21 protein-coding genes are annotated in these 24,756 nt (G+C 62.9%); 16 read left to right on the top strand and 5 right to left on the bottom strand.

The window, feature by feature from the left end; all coding sequences use genetic code 11:
• The first annotated feature begins 10 nt into the window (after positions 1 to 10).
• The 9 genes from accC (at position 11) to ATH90_RS03140 (ending at position 12,106) form a co-directional block, all read left to right on the top strand.
• The gene (gene accC / locus ATH90_RS03180) at positions 11 to 1,372 is read left to right on the top strand and encodes an acetyl-CoA carboxylase biotin carboxylase subunit (protein WP_025857634.1); all 1,362 of its coding nucleotides are present in this window, start codon (positions 11 to 13) and stop codon (positions 1,370 to 1,372) included.
• Positions 1,373 to 1,649: 277 nt separating this feature from the next.
• On the top strand, positions 1,650 to 2,528 hold the full coding sequence (prmA, locus tag ATH90_RS03175) for a 50S ribosomal protein L11 methyltransferase (protein WP_034105562.1): 879 nt from the start codon (positions 1,650 to 1,652) through the stop codon (positions 2,526 to 2,528).
• Between the two features lie 30 nt (positions 2,529 to 2,558).
• Positions 2,559 to 3,791 carry a DUF3426 domain-containing protein gene (locus ATH90_RS03170; protein WP_098465687.1) on the top strand — a complete coding sequence of 411 codons (1,233 nt, stop codon included), beginning with the start codon at positions 2,559 to 2,561 and terminating at the stop codon, positions 3,789 to 3,791.
• A gap of 185 nt (positions 3,792 to 3,976) precedes the next feature.
• On the top strand, positions 3,977 to 4,990 hold the full coding sequence (gene dusB / locus ATH90_RS03165) for a tRNA dihydrouridine synthase DusB (protein WP_034105564.1): 1,014 nt from the start codon (positions 3,977 to 3,979) through the stop codon (positions 4,988 to 4,990).
• A complete protein-coding gene (gene fis / locus ATH90_RS03160) occupies positions 4,987 to 5,307 on the top strand; it encodes a DNA-binding transcriptional regulator Fis (RefSeq protein WP_002555375.1) in 321 nt (106 codons plus the stop codon). The genes dusB and fis overlap by 4 nt, the downstream gene beginning before the upstream one ends.
• 81 nt (positions 5,308 to 5,388) lie before the next feature.
• The gene (gene purH / locus ATH90_RS03155) at positions 5,389 to 6,996 is read left to right on the top strand and encodes a bifunctional phosphoribosylaminoimidazolecarboxamide formyltransferase/IMP cyclohydrolase (RefSeq protein WP_098465686.1); all 1,608 of its coding nucleotides are present in this window, start codon (positions 5,389 to 5,391) and stop codon (positions 6,994 to 6,996) included.
• A gap of 168 nt (positions 6,997 to 7,164) precedes the next feature.
• Positions 7,165 to 8,457: a phosphoribosylamine--glycine ligase gene (gene purD, locus ATH90_RS03150; RefSeq protein WP_098465685.1), complete on the top strand. Its 1,293-nt coding sequence runs from the start codon at positions 7,165 to 7,167 to the stop codon at positions 8,455 to 8,457.
• Between the two features lie 114 nt (positions 8,458 to 8,571).
• A complete protein-coding gene (locus tag ATH90_RS03145; RefSeq protein ID WP_034105570.1) occupies positions 8,572 to 11,343 on the top strand; it encodes a hybrid sensor histidine kinase/response regulator in 2,772 nt (923 codons plus the stop codon).
• A gap of 166 nt (positions 11,344 to 11,509) precedes the next feature.
• Entirely contained in the window at positions 11,510 to 12,106 is a 597-nt protein-coding gene (locus ATH90_RS03140; RefSeq protein ID WP_003217330.1) for a MarC family protein, read from the top strand.
• On the opposite strand, the gene ATH90_RS03135 is transcribed toward ATH90_RS03140, so the two are convergent.
• The 5 genes from ATH90_RS03135 to cobG all read right to left on the bottom strand — a co-directional run bounded on the left by ATH90_RS03135 (position 12,103) and on the right by cobG (position 17,395).
• Positions 12,103 to 12,882: a hypothetical protein gene (locus ATH90_RS03135; protein WP_034105575.1), complete on the bottom strand. Its 780-nt coding sequence runs from the start codon at positions 12,880 to 12,882 to the stop codon at positions 12,103 to 12,105. The genes ATH90_RS03140 and ATH90_RS03135 overlap by 4 nt on opposite strands.
• Positions 12,883 to 13,118: 236 nt before the next feature.
• On the bottom strand, positions 13,119 to 14,756 hold the full coding sequence (cobJ, locus tag ATH90_RS03130; protein WP_098465684.1) for a precorrin-3B C(17)-methyltransferase: 1,638 nt from the start codon (positions 14,754 to 14,756) through the stop codon (positions 13,119 to 13,121).
• On the bottom strand, positions 14,756 to 15,487 hold the full coding sequence (locus ATH90_RS03125) for a precorrin-2 C(20)-methyltransferase (protein WP_034105579.1): 732 nt from the start codon (positions 15,485 to 15,487) through the stop codon (positions 14,756 to 14,758). Before ATH90_RS03125 ends, cobJ begins: the two co-directional genes overlap by 1 nt.
• Positions 15,487 to 16,113: a precorrin-8X methylmutase gene (locus tag ATH90_RS03120; RefSeq protein WP_034105581.1), complete on the bottom strand. Its 627-nt coding sequence runs from the start codon at positions 16,111 to 16,113 to the stop codon at positions 15,487 to 15,489. Before ATH90_RS03120 ends, ATH90_RS03125 begins: the two co-directional genes overlap by 1 nt.
• Positions 16,106 to 17,395, bottom strand: coding sequence for a precorrin-3B synthase (cobG, locus tag ATH90_RS03115; protein ID WP_275670171.1), 1,290 nt, complete (start codon positions 17,393 to 17,395; stop codon positions 16,106 to 16,108). Before cobG ends, ATH90_RS03120 begins: the two co-directional genes overlap by 8 nt.
• Positions 17,396 to 17,490: 95 nt before the next feature.
• On the opposite strand from cobG, the gene ATH90_RS03110 reads away from it, so the two are divergent.
• The 7 genes from ATH90_RS03110 to ATH90_RS03080 all read left to right on the top strand — a co-directional run bounded on the left by ATH90_RS03110 (position 17,491) and on the right by ATH90_RS03080 (position 24,604).
• Entirely contained in the window at positions 17,491 to 18,696 is a 1,206-nt protein-coding gene (locus tag ATH90_RS03110; protein WP_069021463.1) for a bifunctional cobalt-precorrin-7 (C(5))-methyltransferase/cobalt-precorrin-6B (C(15))-methyltransferase, read from the top strand.
• Positions 18,693 to 19,412 carry a cobalt-precorrin-6A reductase gene (locus ATH90_RS03105; RefSeq protein ID WP_098465683.1) on the top strand — a complete coding sequence of 240 codons (720 nt, stop codon included), beginning with the start codon at positions 18,693 to 18,695 and terminating at the stop codon, positions 19,410 to 19,412. The genes ATH90_RS03110 and ATH90_RS03105 overlap by 4 nt, the downstream gene beginning before the upstream one ends.
• 177 nt (positions 19,413 to 19,589) lie before the next feature.
• Positions 19,590 to 19,985 (top strand): DUF2946 domain-containing protein, encoded by a 396-nt coding sequence (locus tag ATH90_RS03100; RefSeq protein WP_098465682.1) that lies wholly within the window; start codon positions 19,590 to 19,592, stop codon positions 19,983 to 19,985.
• Positions 19,986 to 20,032: 47 nt separating this feature from the next.
• On the top strand, positions 20,033 to 20,515 hold the full coding sequence (locus ATH90_RS03095; RefSeq protein ID WP_034105592.1) for a copper chaperone PCu(A)C: 483 nt from the start codon (positions 20,033 to 20,035) through the stop codon (positions 20,513 to 20,515).
• A gap of 11 nt (positions 20,516 to 20,526) precedes the next feature.
• Positions 20,527 to 20,943, top strand: a complete 417-nt coding sequence (locus ATH90_RS03090; protein ID WP_034105594.1) for a DUF2946 domain-containing protein — start codon at positions 20,527 to 20,529, stop codon at positions 20,941 to 20,943.
• Between the two features lie 93 nt (positions 20,944 to 21,036).
• Complete coding sequence (locus ATH90_RS03085; protein ID WP_098465681.1) at positions 21,037 to 23,106, top strand: TonB-dependent copper receptor; 2,070 nt, start codon at positions 21,037 to 21,039, stop codon at positions 23,104 to 23,106.
• Positions 23,107 to 23,221: 115 nt separating this feature from the next.
• Complete coding sequence (locus ATH90_RS03080) at positions 23,222 to 24,604, top strand: PepSY-associated TM helix domain-containing protein (protein WP_098465680.1); 1,383 nt, start codon at positions 23,222 to 23,224, stop codon at positions 24,602 to 24,604.
• The last annotated feature ends 152 nt before the right edge of the window (positions 24,605 to 24,756 follow it).

Genomic DNA, 24,756 nt, shown 5'->3' with positions numbered 1-24,756 from the left:
AGCGCCTTCGATGTTGAAACCTGCGAAGAAACTGCAAAAAGTCCTGATCGCCAACCGCGGCGAGATCGCGCTGCGTATCCTGCGCGCCTGTAAGGAAGAGGGCATCAAGACCGTCGCTGTTTACTCGACGGCCGATACCGAATTGATGCACGTGAAACTGGCGGACGAAAGCATCTGCATTGGCCCGCCACTCGCCACGAACTCGTACCTGAAAGTCTCGAACATCATCGCCGCCGCAGAAGTGACCGGCGCTGATGGCATCCACCCGGGCTACGGCTTCCTCGCGGAAAACGCCGATTTCGCCGAACAGGTGGAAAAATCCGGGTTTGCCTTCATTGGCCCTAAAGCCGAAACCATTCGCCTGATGGGCGACAAGGTCTCGGCCAAGGACGCCATGATCGCCGCCGGCGTGCCAACCGTTCCTGGCTCCGATGGCCCGCTGCCTGAAGACGAGGCAACTGCCCTGCGCATTGGTCGCGAAGTCGGTTACCCGGTGATCATCAAGGCCGCCGGTGGCGGTGGTGGTCGCGGCATGCGCGTGGTGCACAAGGAAGAAGACCTGATCGAAGCCGCCAAGCAGACTCGCTCCGAAGCGGGCGCCTGGTTCGGCAACCCGATGGTCTACCTGGAGAAGTACCTGACCAACCCACGTCACGTGGAAGTGCAGGTATTGTCCGACGGCCAGGGCCACGCCATCCACCTGGGCGACCGCGATTGCTCGCTGCAGCGCCGTCACCAGAAGGTACTGGAAGAAGCTCCGGCACCGGGCCTGGATGAAAAAGCCCGCCAGGAAGTCCTGGCGCGCTGCGTCAAGGCGTGCATCGACATCAACTACCGTGGCGCCGGTACTTTCGAGTTCCTCTACGAGAACGGTCGTTTCTACTTCATCGAGATGAACACTCGTGTGCAGGTAGAGCACCCGGTTTCGGAGATGGTCACCGGTATCGACATCGTCAAGGAGATGCTGAGCATCGCCGCCGGCAACCCGTTGTCCTTCACCCAGGACGACGTGAAGATGCACGGCCACTCCCTGGAGTGCCGCATCAACGCCGAAGACCCGAAAACCTTTATCCCAAGCCCTGGCCTGGTCAAGCATTTCCACGCGCCCGGCGGCAACGGCGTACGTGTGGATTCGCACCTGTACAGCGGCTACAAGGTTCCGTCCAACTACGACTCGTTGATCGGTAAGCTGATCACCTGGGGCGCCACCCGCGACGAGGCCATGGCCCGCATGCGTAACGCCCTGGACGAAATCGTGGTCGACGGCATCAAGACCAACATCCCGCTGCACCGGGACCTGGTCCGTGATGAAGGCTTCTGCGAAGGTGGTGTGAACATTCACTACCTGGAACACAAGCTGGCCAACCAGTAAGTGCTCCACCCAACACAGCCGCCTTCGGGCGGCTTTGTTGTTTCTGACCGCCCGACTTTCCTGGATAGATGCATTCCCCCTGGGGAAGCGGGCTTGCTCGCGAAGGCGGTGTGTCAGCAATGGAGGCGTCGATTGGCACACCGTATTCGCGGGCAAGCCCCCTCCCACATTTGGTCCGTGTTCACTCAGCACAGTCGTCTTCTGCTGTTCGCTCGCGTAAACTTGCGCGCTTTCGCGACCCAGCAGTCGCACACTCATTTTTTCAAAGGTGCCCGCCATGCCTTGGCTGCAAGTCCGTCTCGCCATCAGCCCAGAACAAGCCGAAACCTATGAAGACGCTTTCCTCGAAGTAGGCGCCGTCTCGGTAACGTTCATGGACGCCGAAGACCAACCGATCTTCGAACCGGAACTCAACACCACGCCGTTGTGGTCCCACACCCACCTGCTGGCCCTGTTCGAAGACGGCACCGATGCCGCCGCCGTACTGGCCCACATGGAGTTGCTCACCGGCAGCCCGCTGCCAGAGCATCACAGCGAAATCATCGAAGACCAGGACTGGGAACGCAGCTGGATGGACAATTTCCAGCCGATGCGTTTTGGCCAGCGCCTGTGGATCGTGCCGAGCTGGCACGCCGCGCCTGAGCCGGAGGCCGTCAACCTGCTGCTGGACCCGGGCCTGGCGTTCGGCACCGGCACCCACCCGACCACCGCGCTGTGCCTGGAATGGCTGGACGGCCAGGACCTGACCGACAGCCACGTGCTGGACTTCGGCTGCGGTTCGGGGATCCTGGCGATTGCCGCCCTGTTGCTGGGCGCCAAGGAAGCCGTGGGCACCGACATCGACGTGCAGGCGCTGGAAGCCTCCCGCGACAACGCCGGGCGCAACAACATCCCTGAAGGCAAATTCCCACTCTACCTGCCGGAGCAATTGCCCCAGGTGCAGGCCGACGTGCTGGTGGCCAACATCCTCGCCGGCCCGCTGGTGTCACTGGCACCGCAGCTGTCGAGCCTGGTCAAGCCGGGCGGCCGCCTGGCGCTCTCGGGCATCCTTGCCGAACAGGGTGAAGACGTCGCTGCCGCCTACGCGAAGGATTTCGAGCTGGATCCGATCGCCAACCGCGATGGCTGGGTACGCATCAGCGGTCGTCGGCGCTAGAATGAGCGCTTGCCTGAATCGGATGGCCGCATGACCGACAGTTTCGTCACCCAGTGCCCGCATTGCCAATCGCGCTTTCGCGTCAGCCATGCTCAATTGAGCGTGGCCCGTGGCGTGGTTCGCTGCGGTTCGTGCCTGCAAGTGTTCAATGCCGCTCGCCAGTTGCTCGATCAGCGCGCGGCGGGCTCAGCGCCGCCTGAGCTGCCGGCCGCGGTTGAACCAGAGCCGCCACGGGCAATCAGTCAGAAACAGTGGACGGCCGAAGAGCTGGACCTGGACAACCTGGACCTGGACGAAGAGCTGGCCAAGCTGGAACGCCGCGAGATTCAGCACACGCTGCCTGTCAGTGCAGAACGCCGCCAGGCGGGACATGACCGTCGCCAGAAGGAAGAGGCCCTCAGCGCCAGCCGTGACACGCTCAAGGCCGAAGAGGAAAAATGGGCCGCCAGCCTGTTCAGCGAACCGCCTGAAGAGCGCCCCCTTGCCACTGAAGACGAACCCGAACCGACCATTGCACCTGCGACCCGGCAGCGCACAGAGCCATCCATGTCGTTCCACACCGACGACATAGACGACGAACCGCCACTGCGCTCCACCCCGGACGAAGACGACGTCGATCCGCCCTTCACGCCGCTGACCAAAGCCGCCGAAGCAGCCGATCCCAATGAGCGCCCCCCACTGCGTCGCAAGCGCCCGCGCCCTGAAGCCAGCGTCCACGACGATCTGCTCCAGGACCTGGAAGACGACCCGCTGCACCTCTACGCGCAAAAACGCCCGTCGGGCTGGGGCCGCCGCCTGATCTGGCTGTTGCTGGTGCTGATCGCCGCCGCCGGCCTGGCAGGGCAGTACATCGCCTACCAATTTGACGACCTGGCTCGCCAGGACGCTTATCGCCCATGGTTCCAGCAACTGTGCCCCACGCTGGGCTGCACGGTGCCGTCACGGGTGGATATCGCCCACATCAAGAGCAGCAACCTGGTGGTGCGCAGCCACCCGGACTTCGCCGGGGCGCTGGTAGTGGACGCGATCATCTATAACCGCGCGACTTTCTCCCAGCCCTTCCCGCTGCTGGAACTGCGTTTTGCCGACCTGAACGGCGGCCTGATTGCCAGTCGTCGCTTCAAACCCGCCGAATACCTCAGCGGTGAGTTGGCCGGTGTTAGCGAAATGCCATCGCAAACCCCTATCCACATCTCCCTGGACATCCTTGATCCGGGCAACAAAGCCGTGAATTACAGCCTGAGCTTTCACTCACCCGAGTGAATCCGGTCAACCCTTGAGGTTTGACGGCGGGTTATTGACTAAGCCCGGCGCAACCAAACCGGCGGCGATAAAGAAATAACTGTTCAGATTTTATCCAATTCAGCCTTTATCCAGTCATCGAGAGCGGGTATCATGCCAACCCTTTTTCGAACTCTAATGATCCGGCCCCACAACAGGGAAGTCCTATGTCGGCGGTACGCATCGGCCCATACATATTGCAGAACGGCTTGATTCTCGCCCCGATGGCGGGCGTCACCGACCAGCCCTTTCGTCAGCTGTGCAAGCGTTTGGGCGCGGGTCTAGTAGTCTCGGAAATGGTCACCAGCGACATGAGCTTGTGGAACACCCGCAAATCGCGGATGCGCATGATCCACGAAGGTGATCCCGAGCCCCGCTCGGTACAGATCGCCGGTGGGGATGCACAGATGCTGGCGGATGCGGCCCGGGCCAACGTGGAGTTGGGGGCGCAGATCATCGACATCAACATGGGCTGCCCGGCCAAGAAGGTCTGCAACAAGGCCGCCGGTTCTGCGCTGTTGAAAGATGAGCAGTTGGTTGCCGAGATCCTGCAGGCCGTTGTCGCCGCAGTGGATGTGCCGGTCACCCTGAAGATTCGTACCGGCTGGGACCGGGACAACAAGAACGGCCTGACGGTGGCGAAGATCGCCGAACAGGCTGGAATTACAGCGCTGGCGGTGCATGGCCGCACCCGCGCCGACCTTTACACCGGTGAAGCCGAGTACGACACCATCGCTGCGATCAAGCAGGCGGTGTCGATGCCGGTGTTTGCCAATGGCGACATCGATTCGGCCGAGAAAGCCCGGCGCGTACTGCACGCCACCGGCGCCGATGGCCTGTTGATTGGCCGGGCTGCCCAGGGGCGGCCGTGGATTTTCCGTGAAATCGAGCATTTTCTGCGTACCGGTGAAGTGTTGCCGGCACCGGAGTTGATCGAGGTGGAACGTATTCTGCTAGAGCATCTGGCCGCCCTGCACGCCTTCTATGGGGACGTGATGGGAGTACGCATTGCTCGCAAGCATGTCGGCTGGTATCTCGCAACCCTGCCGGGCGCCAGGGAGTTTCGCGCCCACTTCAATCGTTTGGATGATACGGAAGCACAGTGCGCCAACGTTCGTGAGTTCTTCAGCGAGCGTTACAAGAGCCTGAGGACAGGGGACGGAGAGGGGGTGGCCGCATGACGATGATGACCGAGACTTTAGTGAGTGGAACAACACCCGTGAGCGACAACGTCAATTTGAAACAGCACCTCAACACGCCGAGCGAAGAAGGCCAGACCCTTCGCGGGAGTGTCGAGAAGGCGCTGCACAATTATTTCGCCCACCTTGAGGGCGCTTCCGTCACGGACGTGTACAACCTGGTGCTCTCCGAAGTCGAGGCGCCCTTGCTCGAAAGCGTGATGAACTACGTCAAGGGCAACCAGACCAAAGCCAGTGAGCTGCTGGGCCTCAACCGTGGCACCTTGCGCAAAAAGCTCAAGCAATACGATTTGCTGTAAGCATTCAATCAAACCAGAAAGGCGCCCGCGTAAAAACGGTCGCCTTTTTTGCTGACTCCTTTGCTTTTGATGGAAATTGAAATGACCGACCAGACTACCCGCCTGCCGATCCGCCGCGCCTTGATCAGTGTTTCCGACAAGACCGGGATCCTCGAATTTGCCCGGGAGCTGGAAGCCCTGGGCGTGGAAATCCTCTCCACGGGCGGGACCTTCAAACTGCTGCAGGACAACGGCGTGGCCGCAGTGGAAGTGGCGGACTACACCGGCTTCGCAGAAATGATGGACGGTCGGGTCAAGACCCTGCACCCGAAAATCCACGGCGGCATCCTCGGCCGTCGCGGTGTCGACGATGCCATCATGACCGAGCACGGCATCATGCCGATCGACCTGGTGGCCGTTAACCTCTACCCGTTCGAAGCCACCATCAACAAGCCAGGCTGCGACCTGCCGACCGCCATCGAAAACATCGATATCGGTGGCCCGACCATGGTTCGCTCGGCCGCCAAGAACCACAAGGACGTGGCCATCGTGGTCAACGCCAGCGACTACGCCCACGTGCTCGAAAACCTGAAGGCCGGTGGCCTGACCTACGCCCAGCGTTTCGACCTGATGCTCAAGGCGTTCGAACACACCGCCGCCTACGACGGCATGATTGCCAACTACATGGGCACCGTGAACCAGGCCGCCGAAACCCTGAGCACCGAAGGCCGCAGCCAGTTCCCGCGCACCTTCAACAGCCAGTTCATCAAGGCCCAGGAAATGCGCTACGGCGAGAACCCGCACCAGAGCGCGGCGTTCTACGTTGAGGCCAAGCCAGCCGAAGTCGGCATTGCCACCGCGACCCAACTGCAAGGCAAGGAACTGTCGTACAACAACGTGGCCGACACCGATGCCGCGCTGGAATGCGTGAAGAGCTTCGTCAAGCCAGCCTGCGTGATCGTCAAGCATGCCAACCCCTGCGGCGTGGCCGTGAGCCCGGACGCGGAAGGCGGTATCCGCCAGGCCTATGAACTGGCCTATGCCACCGACACCGAGTCGGCCTTTGGCGGCATCATCGCCTTCAACCGTGAACTGGATGCCGAGACCGCCAAGGCGATCGTTGAGCGTCAGTTCGTTGAAGTGATCATTGCACCCTCCGTCAGCGAGGAAGCCCGCGCCATCGTGGCGGCCAAAGCCAACGTACGCCTGCTGGCGTGCGGCGAGTGGTCGGCCGACCGCGCGGCGGCCTGGGACTACAAGCGCGTCAACGGCGGCTTGCTGGTACAGAGCCGTGACATTGGCATGATCGGCAGCGAAGACCTGAAAGTGGTGACCAAGCGCGCGCCGACCGAGCAAGAGATCAACGACCTGATCTTCGCCTGGAAAGTGGCCAAGTACGTTAAGTCCAACGCCATTGTCTACGCCAAGAACCGCCAGACCATTGGTGTCGGCGCCGGCCAGATGAGCCGCGTGAACTCGGCGCGTATCGCCGCGATCAAGGCTGAGCACGCCGGTTTGCAGGTAGTAGGTTCGGTGATGGCTTCCGATGCATTCTTCCCATTCCGTGATGGCCTGGACAATGCCGCGAAAGCTGGCGTGACCGCCGTGATCCAACCGGGTGGCTCGATGCGTGATGCTGAAGTGATCGCCGCCGCTGACGAAGCCGGCATCGCCATGGTCTTCACCGGCATGCGCCACTTCCGTCACTGATCCAACATTGCCCAGTGGGCACTGGCTTCTGTGGGAGCCGGCGTGCCTGCGATCGCATCACCTCGGTGCACTTGATACACCGAGGCGCCAGCATCGCAGGCAAGCCAGCGCCGACAGAAACGCGGCCCACCGTGTTCCCAAGAATGTGCGTCATCCGAGGTTTTTGAAATGAATTTTTTGATCATTGGCAGCGGTGGCCGTGAACACGCCCTGGCCTGGAAAGTAGCCCAGGACCCGCGCGTCCAAAAAGTTTTCGTAGCACCCGGCAACGCCGGTACCGCCATTGAAGCCAAGTGCGAGAACGTCGCCATCGACGTGCTGGCCCTTGAGCAACTGGCAGACTTTGCTGAAAAGAACGTCGCCCTGACCATCGTCGGCCCGGAAGTCCCGCTGGTTGCCGGTGTCGTAGACCTGTTCCGCAGCCGTGGCCTGGACTGCTTTGGCCCAACCGCCGGCGCTGCCCAGCTGGAAGGCTCCAAGGCGTTCACCAAGGACTTCCTGGCCCGCCACAAGATCCCGACGGCCGACTACCAGAACTTCACCGAGATCGAGCCGGCCCTGGCTTACCTGCGTGAAAAAGGTGCGCCGATCGTGATCAAGGCCGACGGCCTGGCCGCCGGTAAAGGCGTGATCGTGGCGATGACCCTGCAGGAAGCCGAAGACGCTGTGCGCGACATGCTCGCCGGCAACGCCTTTGGTGACGCCGGTTCACGCGTCGTGATCGAGGAGTTCCTCGACGGCGAAGAAGCCAGCTTCATCGTGATGGTCGACGGCAAGAACGTCTTGCCAATGGCCACCAGCCAGGACCACAAACGCGTCGGCGACGGCGACACCGGCCCGAACACCGGCGGCATGGGCGCTTACTCCCCTGCCCCGGTAGTCACCGCCGATGTGCACCAGCGCGTCATGGACCTGGTCATCTGGCCCACCGTGCGCGGCATGGCTGACGAAGGCAATGTCTACACCGGGTTCCTGTATGCGGGCCTGATGATCGACAAGGCCGGCAACCCGAAAGTCATCGAGTTCAACTGCCGTTTCGGCGACCCGGAAACCCAGCCGGTGATGCTGCGCCTGCAATCGAGCCTGGTACTGCTGGTGGAAGCCGCCCTGGCCCAGGCCTTGGACAAGGTCGAAGCGCAGTGGGACCCACGTCCGAGCGTCGGCATTGTGCTGGCGGCCGGTGGTTACCCTGCCGACTACGCCAAGGGCGACGTCATCGAGGGCCTCGACGCTGCGGCTACGCTGGAGGGCAAAGTGTTCCATGCGGGCACCGCGCTCAAGGATGGCAAGGTCGTGACTGCCGGTGGCCGCGTACTGTGCGCTACTGCCATGGGCGCCAGTGTCGACGCCGCGCAGCAACAGGCGTACAAGCTGGCCGCGAAGATCGATTGGAAAGGCTGCTTCTACCGCAAGGATATCGGCTACCGCGCCATCGCCCGTGAACGGGGCGAGAACAGCTAAGCAGCCGCCGTCAGTAGCTATCCGTTCGGCTAGGCAAGGGCCCCAGGCCCTTGCCGTATGCAGCCCGACCCGCGCATAGTTAACCCGTGCATCAACCTACGAAGGGATTTCGCCGTGCGCTGGCTCAGGATCGCCATAGGTTTTACTGTCAGCCTGCTGACACTGCTCTGCTTGCTCCCGGCCCAGGCCGCCGCGCAAGGCAGTGGCTGGGCAGTATTGCTTGATGAACAGGCCGACCTGCAGCTGAGCGACATCCGTTCCTCGCGCTACACCAATCAATTCAGCCCCATCGAACTGGACCGCATTACCGCTGCGGAACCCGACGGTGCGTTGTGGGTACGTTTCAAGCTGCAACCCGGCAAGCACGAGCAAGTGCTGCGGGTGTTCGCCCCGGATCTGTCGCACCTGAGCCTCTATGTGCTGGACGGTGACACCCTGGTGGAACAACAGAGCACCGGCACACGCCAGCCCCAGGCTGAACGGCCGCTGCCCAGCAGCGATTTCATGTTGCCGATGCCCCAGAGCCAGAAGCCCCTCGAGGTCTACCTGCGCCTGGTCTCGGAGCACGAACTGCGCCCCTACATCACCCTGGAACCGGCCGTACTCGCCGCCGCCGACCAGACCCAGACGCTGATCTACGGCCTGCTGTTCGGCTGCCTGCTGATGCTGATCCTGCACAACCTGACCCGCTTCGCCTACCACCGCTCGCGCAGCAGCCTGTGGCTGGCGGCCTGCGAAGTGCTGTTGATGCTCAGCCTGGCACTGCTGCTCAACCTGGTGGGCCCATGGCTGCCGAACTGGCACGCGATCCAGACGCCCGGCGCCTACCTGGCGCTGCTGCTGACCGCACCGTGCGGGCTGATGTTTGCCTACCGTTTCTTCATGCCCCTGGGCCCGCACCCGCTGAACAAACTGTTGATGGCCGATATCCTGTTCATCGTGCTGTGCGGCCTGCTGCTGTTATTCGTCAACACCCTGCCGCTGAACATCATCACCTACGCCCTCGTGGCCCTGGCCGGTTTGAGCATGCTGTTTGTCTCGGCCTATCACTGGCAGAAAGGCTACCGTCCTGCGCGCCTGTTCGTGGCGGCGATGGTGGTGTTCAACATCGGTACGCTGATCATCCTGCCCGCGTTGCTGGGCCTGACGATGGTGTCGCCCCAGGGCCTGATCGTCACGCTGCTGGCCTTTATCTGCCTCAGCGGCCTGTTGATGAGCCTGGCGCTGGGCGAACGCCAGCGCGCGATTGTCGAGGCGCGCTTCAGCCTCAGCCGGGACCTGGCGGCGAGCAATGCCGAGATCGCCGCCAAGGCCGAGTTCCTGGCCAAGATCAGCCATGAGATCCGCACGCCCATGAACGGCGTGCTGGGCATGACTGAGCTGCTGCTCGGCACGCCGCTGTCGGTGAAACAGCGCGACTATGTGCAGACCATTCACAGCGCCGGCAACGAACTGCTCACGCTGATCAACGAAATCCTGGATATCTCCAAGCTGGAGTCCGGCCAGATCGAACTGGATGACGTGCAGTTCGACCTCAATGCGCTGATCGAAGACTGCCTGAGTATTTTCCGCGCCAAGGCCGAGCAGCAGAACGTTGAACTGATCAGCTTTATCCAGCCACAGGTGCCCCGCGTGATCAGCGGCGACCCAACGCGACTGCGCCAGGCGATGTTGAGCCTGCTGGAAAACGCCCTGCAAAAAACCGATGAAGGCGAAGTGCTGATCGTCGTCGCCTTGGACGACCGCAGCACCAAGCCGCGCTTGCGCATTGCCGTACAAGACAGCGGCCTGCCGATGGAAGCGGCCGAGCGCGACGCCCTGCTGCACAGCGAACTGCACAGCAAGAACTTCTTCTCGGCCACTCGCTTGAACGGCCACCTGGGCCTGGTCATCGCCCGCCAACTGATCCTGTTGATGAACGGTGAATTCGGCATCAAGAGCGGCAGTCATCAAGGCAGCACCCTGTGGCTGACCCTGCCGCTGGACCCGGAACGCCTGGAACACCCGACCTCCGACCTCGACGGCCCACTCAAAGGCGCACGGGTGCTGGTAGTGGACGACAACGACACCTGCCGCAAGGTATTGGTGCAGCAATGCTCGGCCTGGGGTCTCAACGTCAGCGCGGTGCCATCGGGCAAGGAAGCCCTGGCGTTGCTGCGCACCAAGGCGCACCTGCGTGATTACTTCGACGTGGTGCTGCTGGACCAGAACATGCCCGGCATGACCGGCATGCAACTGGCGGCGAAGATCAAGGAAGACCCGAGCCTGAACCACGACATCCTGCTGATCATGCTCACCGGCATCAGCAACGCGCCGAGCAAGATCATCGCGCGCAATTGCGGGATCAAGCGCATCCTCGCCAAGCCGGTGGCCGGCTACACGCTCAAGACCACGTTGGCCGACGAACTGACCCAGCGCAGCAAAGGCACGCTGCAACCGCGCCCGGTGCTGCCCGTGCCAGCAGCTGTCACGGTGCCCGCTGACTTCCGCATCCTGGTGGCGGAAGACAACAGCATCTCCACCAAGGTCATTCGCGGCATGCTCGGCAAGCTCAACCTCAACCCGGACACCGCCAGCAATGGCGAGGAAGCCCTGGAAGCAATGAAAGCCCAGCGCTATGACCTGGTGTTGATGGATTGTGAAATGCCGATCCTCGATGGTTTCTCCGCGACCCAGCAATTGCGCGCGTGGGAAGTCAGCCACCAGCGCATTCGCACACCGGTGGTGGCGCTGACAGCGCATATTCTGTCGGAACACAAGGAACGCGCACGCCAGGCCGGGATGGATGGGCACATGGCCAAGCCGGTGGAATTGTCGCAGTTGCGCGAGCTGGTGGAATTCTGGGTCGCGCAACGCCAACAGCGCCCCGAGCACGCCCCTTCATAACCTGAAATACGTTCCCCTTGTGGGAGCTGGCTTGCCTGCGATAGCGGTGTACCAGTTACAAAGCTGTTGCCCTACACACCGCTATCGCGGGCAAGCCAGCGCCCACATTTGCACCGTGTCGCCTGATAGACTTCCCCCACTCTTTCCCTGCCGCGAGCCGCCCCTCATGCTCCACGTGTTATTCAGCGTCTACCTGAAAATGCTGGTGCTCTACAGCCCGTTCTTCGTGCTGTCCTGCTTCATCAGCCTGACCCGTGGCTATTCCAGCAAGGAACGCCGGCGACTGGCGTGGAAAGTGGCGCTGGCAACCCTGGTATCGAGCGTATTGCTCTACCTGTTCGGCCGGGTGATTTTCAGTGTGTTCGGCATCACCGTAGACGCCTTCCGCATCGGCGCCGGCAGCGTACTGTTCATCTCTGCCCTGGGCATGGCCCAAGGCAAGTCGGCGGTGCAGACCGACAATGTGCAGCAGGACGTGACCATCGTGCCGCTGACCATCCCCCTCACCGTCGGCCCGGGTACCATTGGTGCACTGTTGGTGATGGGTGTGAGCCAACCGCACTGGGATGACAAGATCACCGCTATCCTCAGCATTGCCCTGGCCAGCCTCACGGTGGGCGTGGTGCTGTACCTGTCCAACCGTATCGAACGCATCCTCGGCGACCAGGGCTTGCAGATTGTCAGTCGGTTGATGGGATTGTTTGTGTGTGCCCTGGCCGCGCAAATCATTTTCACCGGGGTGCGCGGCTACCTGGTGCCCTAGATCCGGTACTTGGCAATCGCCAGTTGCACCTTGTCTCCCGCGCTCTCGCGCATCAGCTGGATCGTTTTTTCGTTGACCACCGAGGTATTCAACACCAGGCACGTCTGCCCGCTGAAGGCCTCGAAGGACGAGCTGTCCCATTCAAGGAAAGGCAACCCCAGCTGTTTGCTCACACCGTGGGTGCTGTAGGTCACCAGCACCATCATCAGCTCACCGTCTGTTTCAGCACACGAGGCCAGGCCGAAATCACCGCCCTGGTGCACGGAGCTGTTGCGCTTGAACAGCTCGAACGACGCTGGCGTCTGCTTCAATGCCTCCAATGCGTCCGCCGCCAGCTTGGGCAACAAGGCAAGCAGCGGCGCAGACAACGACGTCGACGCCAGCAGGGTGGCGATGATATTCAGCGCTGCCACTTGCACGGTCAGGCCTTTGCCCGAGCGTGAGACTCGCTCGAAGCGACTGCGTACCGGCAGCCATCCCAGGCTGATCATCACCTTGATGAATTCGTCATACCAATCCTCGGTACCACGGTGCATTTTCAACACGTCGCTGACGTAGCTGCTGGCCAGTAAATAGCTTTTACGGATGTATTCGCGGTTCAGGCCGGACAGGCCTTCGGCAAACGAAATCACGCTGTTGTTGACCACGGCTGCGTTGAAGTCGTCCTCCGTGTCCAGCGGCAAGGCCTTCTGTGCGCCGGGCGCCCCCGGCAACTTGTAGGCGGCAATCAACTTGCGCCGTTTTGTATTGTTGATCCGTCTGTGATGTCGCTCCATTTTGACTCTCCACAAGCACCCCAACTCGAGGCTTATGTCCACCCTAGTCCACTGGCCGGCGGGTTTTCCAGGCGACAAAAATCCCTTGGCGCCGCACGTCAAACCCTTGCGCCCAGCAATAACGCAGCGTGCCTGGCAGGCTTCCGGATTTCATCGCGCAAAAAAGAAAAAGCTCCGGACAACGCCAGGAAAATCCCTGGGTCATTCGGAGCTTTCAGGCGGCCAACAGGCCGTTTTCAGGACGCGGGTTTCTCGCCATACCAACGTGGCGTGTACACCCACTCACCGCCACCGGCACGGGGGAATGTGCAGGTGGTGGAGGAGCCGATCAGCACCATGGTGCGCATGTCCACCTGCTCCGGCGTCAGCTGCCCAAGCGTGGTCACCCGCAGGGTCTGCCCCGGGCGACCGATATCGCGACCCAACACCACCGGCGTTTGCGGCGTGCGATGCAGGGCGACGATTTCCAGTGCACGCCCCAATTGCCACGGTCGCGAACGCGAGATCGGGTTGTAGAACGCCAAGGCCAGGTCAGCCTGGGACGCGAGGTCCAGGCGCTTTTCGATGATCGACCAGGGCTTGAGGTTGTCCGACAGCGACATCACGCAGAAGTCATGCCCCAACGGCGCGCCCGCCTGGGCGGCGGTAGCGAGGGACGCCGAAACGCCCGGTAGAATTTCCAGGTCGACCTGATGCCAGGCCGGGTCGTCGGACTCGTGCAAGGCCTCGATCACTGCGGCAGCCATGGCAAACACGCCCGGGTCGCCGGACGACACCACCACCACCGAGCGACCTTGGGCCGCCAGCTCGAAGGCGTGCCGCGCGCGCTGCATTTCTTCACGGTTGTCGGTGCAGTGCTGTACCTGGTCGTCGCGGAACGGCCCGGCCATGCGCACATAGGTTTCGTAGCCGAGCACGTCGGTGCAGCGCGCCAGTTCGGCCTTGACCGCCGGCACCATCAGTTCGGCGGCACCCGGGCCCAGGCCGATCACGGCGAGTCGACCACGGGGGCGACCCACGTGAGACAGGTCCAGGGGCTCGTCAGCAACGTTGATGACGATATCGGCGTCCTGGGCAACGCGGCCAAAACGCAGTGGTACGCCGAGTGCCAGTGCAGCTTCGTGCAACGACGCGTCCGCCATCTGCGTGTCGCTGGCCAGCAGGCAGGCCAGGGACTGCACGGCGATGCTCGCCTCATGCAGTGCCGTGCGCACACGCTCGGGCAGTTGCGCACCTGGCTTGCACACCACGCACACATTCTTGGGATAGATCAGCAACTCATTGGCTGCGGGTGTGCGCTCGGCACTGCCCACGTGGATCGCCAGGCGTGCCTGTTGATCCTGGGGCAGATTGGCCTGGTCGAGCCACGGCGCCGCGCCTTCGATACGCACGCTTTCGCCGGCCAGCAGGTCCGAGACAAAGCGCTTGCCCAGCTCCAGATCAGCCAACTCGTAACCCGTCGGCGGGTTGAGCAGGCAGGTGCCGAAACGCAGCTCGCCACTGGTGGTAATCGCCGCCGCCACGTCCAGCGCAGCGGCAATGTCCCGCGCCATGATATTCACACCGCCCAGGCCACCGAGCAGTGGCACCACCGCGCTGCCATCTTCGGCCACGGCCAGCACGGCGGGCTCTTCGCCTTTTTCCAGCAGCAGCGGCGCCAGGGTGCGGATGACAATGCCGGCGGCGCACAGGGCGATCAGCGGCGTGCCTTGTTGATAGAGCTGGCGCAGGGTCGTGCCGAACTCGCTGTAGGTCTGGTCCGCACCTTCAACACGCCCGGCCAGGCCGTGGATCAGCGCGTCGGGGTACACCTGCTGGATCCTGCGCGCAGTCGCCAGGCTGCCCTGGCCGAGGATAACAATCGCCGGGCTCATCAACCTTGCCACCGTTCACCCGGCACGATGATCAGCGAGAAGTACGGTGAGGACATCGGCTCCACCTCATCGAGCGGCACAATCTTCTGGTTGGCCATGGTCGCGCGCTCCACATACAGCGCGCGCTCGGCCAAGCCAAGTTCTGCCAACACCTGGCGCACTTTCGGGAAGTTGCGCCCCAGCTTCATGATCACCGCCGCATCAGCGTCAGCCAGGCGGCGCTTCAGGTCCTCATGGGGCAGCACGCCCGAGAGCACCGACAGGCTCTGGTTGCGATACACCAACGGCGCGCCGAGCACCGAGGCGCCGCCAAGCATCGAGCACACTCCCGGGATGACCTGGGCTTCGTAGCGCTCAGCCAGGCGGTCATGCAGGTACATGTAGGAACCGTAGAAGAACGGGTCACCTTCACAGATCACCGCCACATCGCGGCCGGCATCCAGATGCGCTGCGACGTCAACGCTGGCGGCGTCGTAGAAATCGCTGATCACTTGCTCGTAGGACATCGGGGCCGGCAATACCTCGGTGGTCACCGGGTACACCAGCGGCATCAGGGTCTGTTGCGGCACCAGGTGGTCTTCAATGATGCCGAAAGCGTTGCCTTTCTTGCCCTTGGCCACGAAGTACGCCACCACCGGCGATTCGCGCAGCAGGCGCAAGGCCTTGAGGGTGATCAGTTCCGGGTCACCGGGGCCTACGCCCAGGCCGATCAGACGTCCGCGTGCCTGCATTATTCGACCTCCGTGGCCAGGGCATTCACCGCTGCGGCGGCCATGGCGCTGCCGCCCAGGCGGCCTTGCATGATCACGAACGGCACGCCACGGCTATCGGCCGCAAGCATCGCCTTGGATTCGGCAGCGCCTACGAACCCAACCGGAAAACCGAGGATCAAGGCGGGTTTCGGCGCGCCGGCGTCGAGCATTTCCAGCAGGTAGAACAGGGCGGTCGGCGCGTTGCCGATCACCACTACGCTGCCTTCCAGGTGCGGGCGCCACAGCTCCAGGGCGGCAGCGGAACGGGTGTTGCCCAACTCACGCGCCAACGCCGGTACGCTATCGTCGCGCAGGGTGCAGATCACTTCGTTGTTGGCCGGCAGGCGCGCGCGGGTCACGCCTTCGGAGACCATCCGCGCATCGCACAGAATTGGCGCGCCGGCGGCCAGCGCATCACGCCCGGCCTTTCCCGCACCTTCGGAGAACTGCAGGCCGTCGATGGCCTCGACCATGCCGCAGGCATGAATCACGCGCACCGCGAGTTTTTCCAGGTCGGCCGGGATGCGGTCCAACTTGGCTTCCGCGCGAATAATAGCGAAGGAGTTGCGATAGATCTCCTGACCGTCGCGGATGTAATCAATCATCGGTGTAGCTCCGTGGACGAGCGCGCAACAGGGCGCCCGCCGCTTCAATGGAAAGAGTGCGCGCGTGCAGCCGGCCGAAACCCGGGTGGGCGGCATCGCGAAAATAGAGGTCGTAGTGGCCGGGACTCACCGCCAACAGGGTGACCGGTGCTGTGTGCGCGGCGGCACAGGAACGGGGGCAGCCAGACAGGTGCACCTCGACGCCTGGGTCCAGGGCGGCAAGTTGCAGGGCGTCGGCCTTGGTATCGGCCAGGCCTTTGCCACAGCCGCTGGAGCCGGTGCAGGCGATCATGCGTGCCAGGGGCTGGTCGACTGAGCAGAGAAAGCCCAGTTGCGCCAGGCGCTCGGTCACGGCGTGAGGCTTTTCGACGTTGGGCAGAAGCAGCCCCTGCCAAGGGGTGAAACGCAAGGTGCCGTCGCCGTACTGGCTGGCGAGTTGTGCCGCGCCCTTGAGCATCGTCGAATCCAGGCGACCCAAGGGTGCGATGGCCGCGACGTAGAACTGATTGTTTTGCGACTGTGGATAAGTCCCGAGGTGCAACAGAGCACCACTGGGCGGGCGATTGAAGCCGTCGACGGGCAGCAGTTCCAGGTGCAGGCGGCTCAACACGTTATCCACAGGCAGATGACGCATGCGGGTTTGTTCGGGAGTGGCGAGGTCAAGGAACGCCTCCAGCACCGCCACCACCAGCGCATGCCCCTGCTCCAACGGCACGGCCGCCAACGGCGCATCTAACCCTGGGCAACCCGCCAGGCCGAACGCCAGGAGCGTCTCGCCATTGCGTACGAAGGCCGACAGCCAGAGGTCATGATGATGTTCAAGCATCGCCAGGGCTTCACCGCCATCCAGTTGCACGGCGAACTTGGCCGACAACTCTTGGAAACGCGGATGGGTTTGCAAGGTGGCGAGGATTGCATCGGCCAGCGGGCGGGTGTCGAACAGCATCTGCGGGTCGATGCCGGCGCTGGGGCTGAGCATCAGGTTGCGTACATCGTCACCGGCGGCATTGCTGGGCCCGAGGTCAGCGGCCAGCAACAGGGCGATCAATGCGTTCTCTTCGGCGCCGATCCCGCGAATCTGCAGGTTGGCGCGGTTGGTCGCCTCGATCACCCCACCCGCATGGGCCTGGGCGGCATCTGCCACCGCTTGGGCTTGCGCGGCGGTGATCGAACCACCGGCCAATTTGATCCGGCAGATACCACCATCCAACGCCTGGACGATACGCAGCAACCCCGGACAAGCCGAGGGGCGCAAGGTATTCACAGCGGGCGTTGGGTTCACGGGGCTACCGGTTCACAGGTAAAGGCGCGGTATTATGCCTGCTTTGTCCGGCGGCATGAAAAGCCTGCCCGTCGGATGTCGTTCAAGGAATCCATATGTCGCCCTGGCTGACGGTTGTAGGCATCGGTGAAGACGGCTTCAAGGGGCTGGGCAGGAATGCCCGGCATGCCCTGTTGCGTGCCACTCGGATTATAGGAGGTCAGCGTCAGTTGGACCTGTTGCCGGTGTGTATTCGTGGCGAGCGCCAGCTGTGGCCGAGCCCGTTCTCCCTGGAGCCGGTACTGGCGCGACGCGGGGAGCCGGTGTGCGTGCTGGCCAGCGGCGATCCGATGTTCTATGGCGTGGGCGCCAGCCTGGCGCGACAAGTGGCGGCGCAAGAGCTGCTGGTTTTGCCGGCACCTTCCTCGGTGTCCCTGGCGGCAGCGCGGTTGGGCTGGCCTTTGCAGGAGGTGATGACGGTATCCGTGGTGGCCCGGCCATTGGCGGCGCTGAATGCGCATCTGGCCAGTGGCGTGCGATTGCTGGTGTTGAGTAATGATGGTCGCAGTCCGGCGTTGATTGCCTCGCTGTTGGCTGAATCCGGGTTTGGGCCCAGCCGGTTGAGCGTGTTTGAACACCTGGGTGGTGCGAATGAACTGCGCATCGACGGGCTGGCTGCGGATTGGCAACACGCCTCGGTCGCCGATTTGAACCTGGTCGCCATCGAGTGCCTGGCCTCCAGCGAAACACTGCGTCTGTCGCGTCTGGCTGGCCTGCCCGACTCTGCCTTCAAACACGACGGTCAACTGACCAAGCGCGATGTACGTGCCATGACACTCGCCCGCCTCGCGCCGATGCCCGGCGAATTGTTGTGGGACGTGGGCGCGGGCAGTGGCTCCATCGGCATCGAATGGATGCGTGCGCACCCAAGTTGCCGCGCGTTGGCAATTGAAGCTGACGCAGGTCGCCAAGGCCTGATCGAACATAACCGCGATGCCCTCGGCGTGCCCGGCCTGCAACTGGTCCGTGGCAAGGCTCCGGATGTGTTGCACGGGTTGGAAGCACCGGACGCCATCTTCATCGGCGGCGGCGTTACCCGCGAGGGTGTGCTCGATACCTGCTGGCAGCACCTGCGACCCGGTGGCCGCCTGGTCGCCAATGCCGTGACCCTGCAAAGCGAAATGACCCTGATGAACTGGCGTGCCCAATACGGTGGCGAGCTGACACGCATCCATGTGGCCCAGGCGCAGCCGCTGGGCGACTTCGACACCTGGCGCCAGGCGTTGCCGATTACCTTGCTGGAAGTGATCAAGCCGTTATGAAACGCATCCTGTTGCTGGGCGGAGTGACCGAAGCGCTGGCCGTCGCGCGCACCTTGGGGCCGCAGCATATCTACAGTTTGGCCGGGGTTGGCCGTGTGCCTACCGACCTCACGTGCCAGGTGCGGGTCGGCGGTTACGGCGGGGCCGAAGGCTTGGCGGCGTTTGTTCGGAACGAGGGGATTGGCCTGATCCTCGACGCGACCCACCCCTACGCCGCACAGATCAGCCGCAATGCCGCCCAGGCTGCACAGTTGAGTGGCATTCCTTGCTGGGCACTGCGGCGTCCCGCGTGGCAGCCGCAGGCCGGGGATGATTGGCGCGAGGTCAACGATTGGGCCGACTTGACCCAAGCCCTGAAACCCTTCAAGCGCCCCTTGTTCACGTTGGGCCGCGAACCGTTGCAGCACCTCGATGAAATCCCCGCTGACCAGTTCTGGACGCTGCGCGCGCTGGATGTGTACCCCGCAAATGAGCGGTGCGAAGTGATCGGCGCACGTGGACCGTTTTTGATCGAAGCCGAACGCGAGCTGTTTGAACGGCGCGCGATTGATGTGCTGATCAGCAAGAACAGCGGCAGTACGGCCACCGAGCCGAAGCTGGAAGTGGCGAGGGAGCGAGGCGTGCCGGTGCTGGTGCTGAAGCGGCCGGTGTTGGCGCCAGTCGACCGGGAGTTCACCCGCATGGAAACGCTTTTGAAGTCACTGCAATCCCTGTAGGCGCTGGCAATCCCGAATTTGCGACTATCATGAACGTCATGAAAGCTTTAGGTCTCAAGCGTCACGCCACAGCAACCTGGTAGCACTGCGACACCAAACCACACCGCCGCTTTTTACTTATCCCCCCCGATCAGGCTAAATACCCACCTGATCGTTTAACCCTACGGATTGTCCGCCATGGCCCGTCAACGCTTTGCAATTGCCTGGATCGCCTGCCTTGCAGTGCTGTTCAACGCCTTTGCCATGCCGATGGCCACCGCGATGCAACCGTCCCAGGACCCGGTTCAGCAGTTGCTCTGGGGCAGTTTCTGCTCGTCCAATGGCGCGAGTCTTAAGACCATCGCCCTGGGCAAGCTGGAAATTCCGGCGCCGCAGCAGGATGATCACTCCACCATGCAGCATTGCTGGTGCTGCTCGGGTTCGGCGCCGCTGGTGGCGTTGCCGGGGCATGTGCCGCAGTTGTATGTCACGCGGTTCGATGCATTCCAGAACCTGACGCTGTCTTCGCTCCAGCAACCCACTCCGCGCCAGCAATGGCCGAGCCTTAACCCCCGCGCCTCTCCAGCGGCCTGATTTTCTTCGCAAGTGAACTGTGTTTAGAACCGTTCTGGAGAACTGCCATGCTCAAATCTTCCCTGCTTCTGGCTGCGTTGCTGCTGCCGGTGTTCAGTGCTGCCAATGCCGACGACTACAAGGTCGGCGAACTGGAAATCCGTGGCCCCTGGTCCCAGGAGCTGCCGCCGAACGCGCCCACCGTCGCGGCGTATTTCGTGATTCACAACACCGGTGAAACGTCGGACCGCCTGCTCGGCGTCGACACGCCGGTGGCGGACAAGGCCGAACTGCACGAGCACGTGATGCAGGGCGACTTGATGAAGATGCAACAAGTGCCCAGCGTTGCCGTGCCGGCCAAGGGTGACCTGACGTTCGCGCCCATGGCGTATCACGTGATGCTGCTGGGCCTCAAGGACCGCAGCCTGTTGGCCGACGGCAAGCAGTTCCCGCTGACCCTGACCTTTGAAAAAGCCGGCAAGGTCGAGGTGGAAGTGTCGGTACAGAAAGTACCGCCCATGGCCGGCCACGAGCACAAGCACCCTCAATAGACTGACTCCAGATGGGCGCCCCTCGCGCCAGGCTATCCCCACACCACCGCGTGAAGCGCGGCAGTTGGATCAGCCTGTTTGCCATGCTGATGATTTTTATCGGTCCGCTGATTTCCCAAGCGATGCCGATGGATCATCACGCCGGTATGCCGGCCAATGGCGCCAGCATGAGCATGTCCATGGACATGCCTGGCGACCATGGCGAAGGCCATCACCCTAAAGCCCCCGACGAACACCACGCCCTCTGGTCCAAGTGCGGCTATTGCGACCTGCTCTACAGTTGCCCCGCCCTGCCCGGCGGCATTTCAACGTTTACCCTGAGCAGCCCGCCACCGGCCAACGCCCTCACCCCCGCCACGCGCCTGGGCCATGCCCGGCAGAGCATCTTCCCCGGCGCCCGCAGCCGCGCCCCGCCAATCGCCTCGTAAGCACTTAACACCATTACTTCACACCGGCCGACTTTAGACAGACAGCCGCAGGCTGCTGGCCGTGTTGTTTACGATTGATTGATGGAATTTGTCATGTCCAGGTTTTCTGCTGACACCCGTTTGGGATATACCCCCGTGCTCGCTGCCCTGTGCGGCGCGTTGCTCGCCCCCCACGCTCAGGCCGATGAGCATGCCGAGCACGAGCTCAGCCCCACCGTGATCACGGCCATCGCGCCCAGCTCGCCGCTGACCGTGGTCACCAACCCGAAAGACCCACGCCAACCCGTACCCGCCAGCGACGGCGGCGATTACCTCAAGACCATCCCCGGCTTCGCCCTGGTGCGTAACGGCGGCACCAATGGCGACCCGGTGCTGCGCGGCATGTTCGGCTCACGCCTGAACATCCTCACCAACGGCAGCATGATGCTGGGCGCTTGCCCCGGCCGTATGGACGCCCCCACCTCGTACATCTCGCCGGAAACCTACGACAAACTCACCGTGATCAAAGGCCCGCAAACCGTACTGTGGGGCCCTGGCGCTTCGGCCGGCACCATCCTGTTCGACCGTGAGCCGGAGCAGTTCGGCGAGCTGGGCACGCGGGTCAACGCCAGCGTGCTGGCCGGCTCCAACGGGCGCTTCGACAAAGTCATCGATGCCGCCGCCGGCGGGCCGCTGGGCTATGTGCGGGTGATCGGCAACCAGGCGCATGCCGATGACTACAAGGACGGCAACAACGACACCGTCGCCTCGCGCTACGACAAGTGGAATGGTGATGTGGCGGTCGGCTTCACCCCCGATGCCGACACCTTGCTGGAACTCACCGCTGGCCGTGGCGATGGCGAAGCGCGTTACGCCGGGCGCGGCATGGATGGCTCGCAGTTTTTGCGCGAAAGCCTGGGCCTGCGTTTCGAAAAGTCCAACCTCGGCGAGGTGCTGGATAAGGTCGAGGCCCAGGTCTACTACAACTACGCCGACCATGTGATGGACAACTACAGCCTGCGCACGCCCTCGGGCACCGGGATGATGGCCGGCCCCATGGCCTCCAACGTCGACCGCCGCACCCTCGGCGCGCGTATCAAGGCCACTTGGCGCTGGGCCGATGTGCAGCTGATCAGCGGCCTGGACGCGCAGACCAACGAACACCGCCAGCGCAGCAGCATGGGCATCGACACTTACAAGGACCTGCCACGCAACAAGGACGCCAACTTCCACAACTACGGCGTGTTCGGCGAACTCACCTGGTACGCCGCCGACCGCGACCGCCTGATCACCGGCGCGCGCCTGGACCGCGCCTCGGCCAAGGACTTCCGGCAAACCACCGGCTCGGGCATGAGCACCCGCGCCAACCCGACCGCCGACGACACGCGCGCCGACACCTTGCCCTCGGGCTTCATGCGCTATGAGCACGACCTGGCCGACAGCCCCACCACCCTCTACGCAGGCCTGGGCCACTCGGAGCGTTTCCCGGATTACTGGGAGCTGTTTTCGCCCAACACTGGCGCGGTCGGCTCGGTGAATGCCTTCGATGGCGTGAAGCCGGAGAAAACCACCCAACTCGACTTTGGCGCGCAATACAAAGCCGAGAACCTTGAAGCCTGGGCCTCCGGCTACATCGGCCGGGTGCAGGACTTCATCCTGTTCGACTACAGGCCCGGCATGATGGGCACGACCTCCCAGGCCCGTAACGTCGATGCCCGCATCATGGGCGGCGAATTGGGCGCGGCGTACAAGCTGACGCACAACTGGAAGGCCGACGCCACCCTCGCCTACGCCTGGGGCAAGAACAGCAGCGACGGCAAGGCCTTGCCGCAGATGCCGCCGCTGGATGCACGCCTGGGCCTTACCTACAGCGAAGACAATTGGAGTGCCGGTGCCTTGTGGCGTGTGGTCGCGGCGCAAAACCGCATCGACCAGAACAAGGGCAACGTGGTCGGCAAGGACTTCGACAAGAGCGGTGGTTTTGGCGTGTTCTCGCTGAATGCGGCGTATCGCGTCAATAAACACTTCAAGGTCAGTACCGGCGTCGACAACCTGTTCGGCAAGGCCTATGCCGAACACCTGAACCTCGCCGGCAACGCTGGCTTCGGCTACCCGGCCAATGACCCGCAGGCCATCAAGGAGCCAGGGCGAACCCTTTGGACCAAGGTGGACATGAGCTTCTAAAAAGCATCGCGGGCAATCCCGCTCCCACAGTTCAACTGCCTCCCTGTGGGAGCGGGCTTGCCTGCGACAGCGGCGTCACCCACACAAAAAATTCAAAGCCTTGCGGAGCCCAATGATGACCACTCAAAAAATGTCCTTCTACAACCTGGCCTGGCGTTGGCACTTCTATGCCGGCCTCTTCGTCGCCCCTTTCATGGTCCTGCTGGCCCTGACCGGTATCATCTACCTGTTCAAACCCCAGCTCGACCCGCTGATGTACGGCGACCTGCTCAAGGTTCAAGCCGCCGAGCACGCCCTGAGCGCCGACGAGCAACTGCAACGCGCCCAGGCGGCCTACCCCAAGGCCGCGGTCAGCAAGTACCTGCCACCGGCCGACGCTACCAGTAGCGCGCAGTTCGTGATGCACAACGACGGGCGCGAAGTGACCGTGTTCGTTGATCCGTATCGCGGCACGGTATTGGGCGAGCAGGACTCGAAATACAACCTGCAGGCCATTGCCCGTGCGCTGCATGGGGAGCTGATGATCGGCACCGTCGGCGATCGCCTGGTGGAACTCGCCGCCGGTTGGGGCGTGATGCTGGTGGTGTCGGGCCTGTACCTGTGGTGGCCGCGCGGCAAATTCTCGGCGGGCATTCTATGGCCAAGATTCAGCAGTCGCGGCCGGGTGTTCTGGCGCGACATGCATGCGGTGACTGGCTTCTGGGGCGCGTCGCTGCTGCTGGTGATGCTGCTCAGCGGCATGACCTGGACCGGCTTCTGGGGCAAGCAATACGCCGACTTGTGGAACACGTTCCCGGCAGCGATGTGGAACCAGGTGCCGCAGTCGGACCAACAGGCGCGCGTGCTCAATACCGCTGCCCAGCAGACGGTGCCATGGGCCATGGAAAACACGCCAATGCCGATGTCTGGCGACCATGCCGAGCACATGAATCACGGTGCGATGCACGCGGCCCCCGCAGCACCCGCAGTGCGCCTGCAAGAGGTGGTCGACCTGGCCACTGCACGCAAGGTCGAGCCCGGCTACAGCATCACCTTCCCCACCACCGCAGAGGGTGTATTCACCGTTGCGGTGTTTGCCAACGACCCACGCAACGACGCCACCCTGCACGTGGACCAGTACACCGGCAAGGTCCTGGCGGATGTACGCTGGGAGCACTACAACCTCGTTGCACGCGCCACCGAAACCGGCGTGATGCTGCACGAAGGCAAGATGTTCGGCTGGGTCAATCAACTGCTCGTGCTGCTGATCTGCCTGATGATTCTGCTGAGTGCGGTCAGCGGCGTGGTGATCTGGTGGAAGCGTCGGCCCCAGGGCGGCCTGGGTGTTCCGCCATTGCGCCATGACCTGCCGAAGTGGAAAACCGCCATGCTGGTCATGCTCGGACTGGCGATCATTTTTCCTCTCGTGGGCGCTTCCTTGATCCTCGTCTGGGCGTTGGACCGCCTGGTGCTGTCGCGCTTTTTTGGCCAACATGAATCTGCCTCAGGTTCGGCGTGAAACCAGTGAGATGCCCGACACAGAGCCTTTCTGTAGCCTTGCGCGGACTTTTGTCCCGCAGCCGATAAGTGTTAACTTATAACACTTTCTGCGTTATCGTTGCTCGCCGTGCCCCTCGCGGCGAGCACCTCTCCAAGAAGCGATCGATCGAC

The organism is Pseudomonas lurida, assembly GCF_002563895.1.
GTDB lineage: Bacteria > Pseudomonadota > Gammaproteobacteria > Pseudomonadales > Pseudomonadaceae > Aquipseudomonas > Aquipseudomonas lurida.
This window is presented reverse-complemented; position numbering and strand designations above follow the sequence as displayed.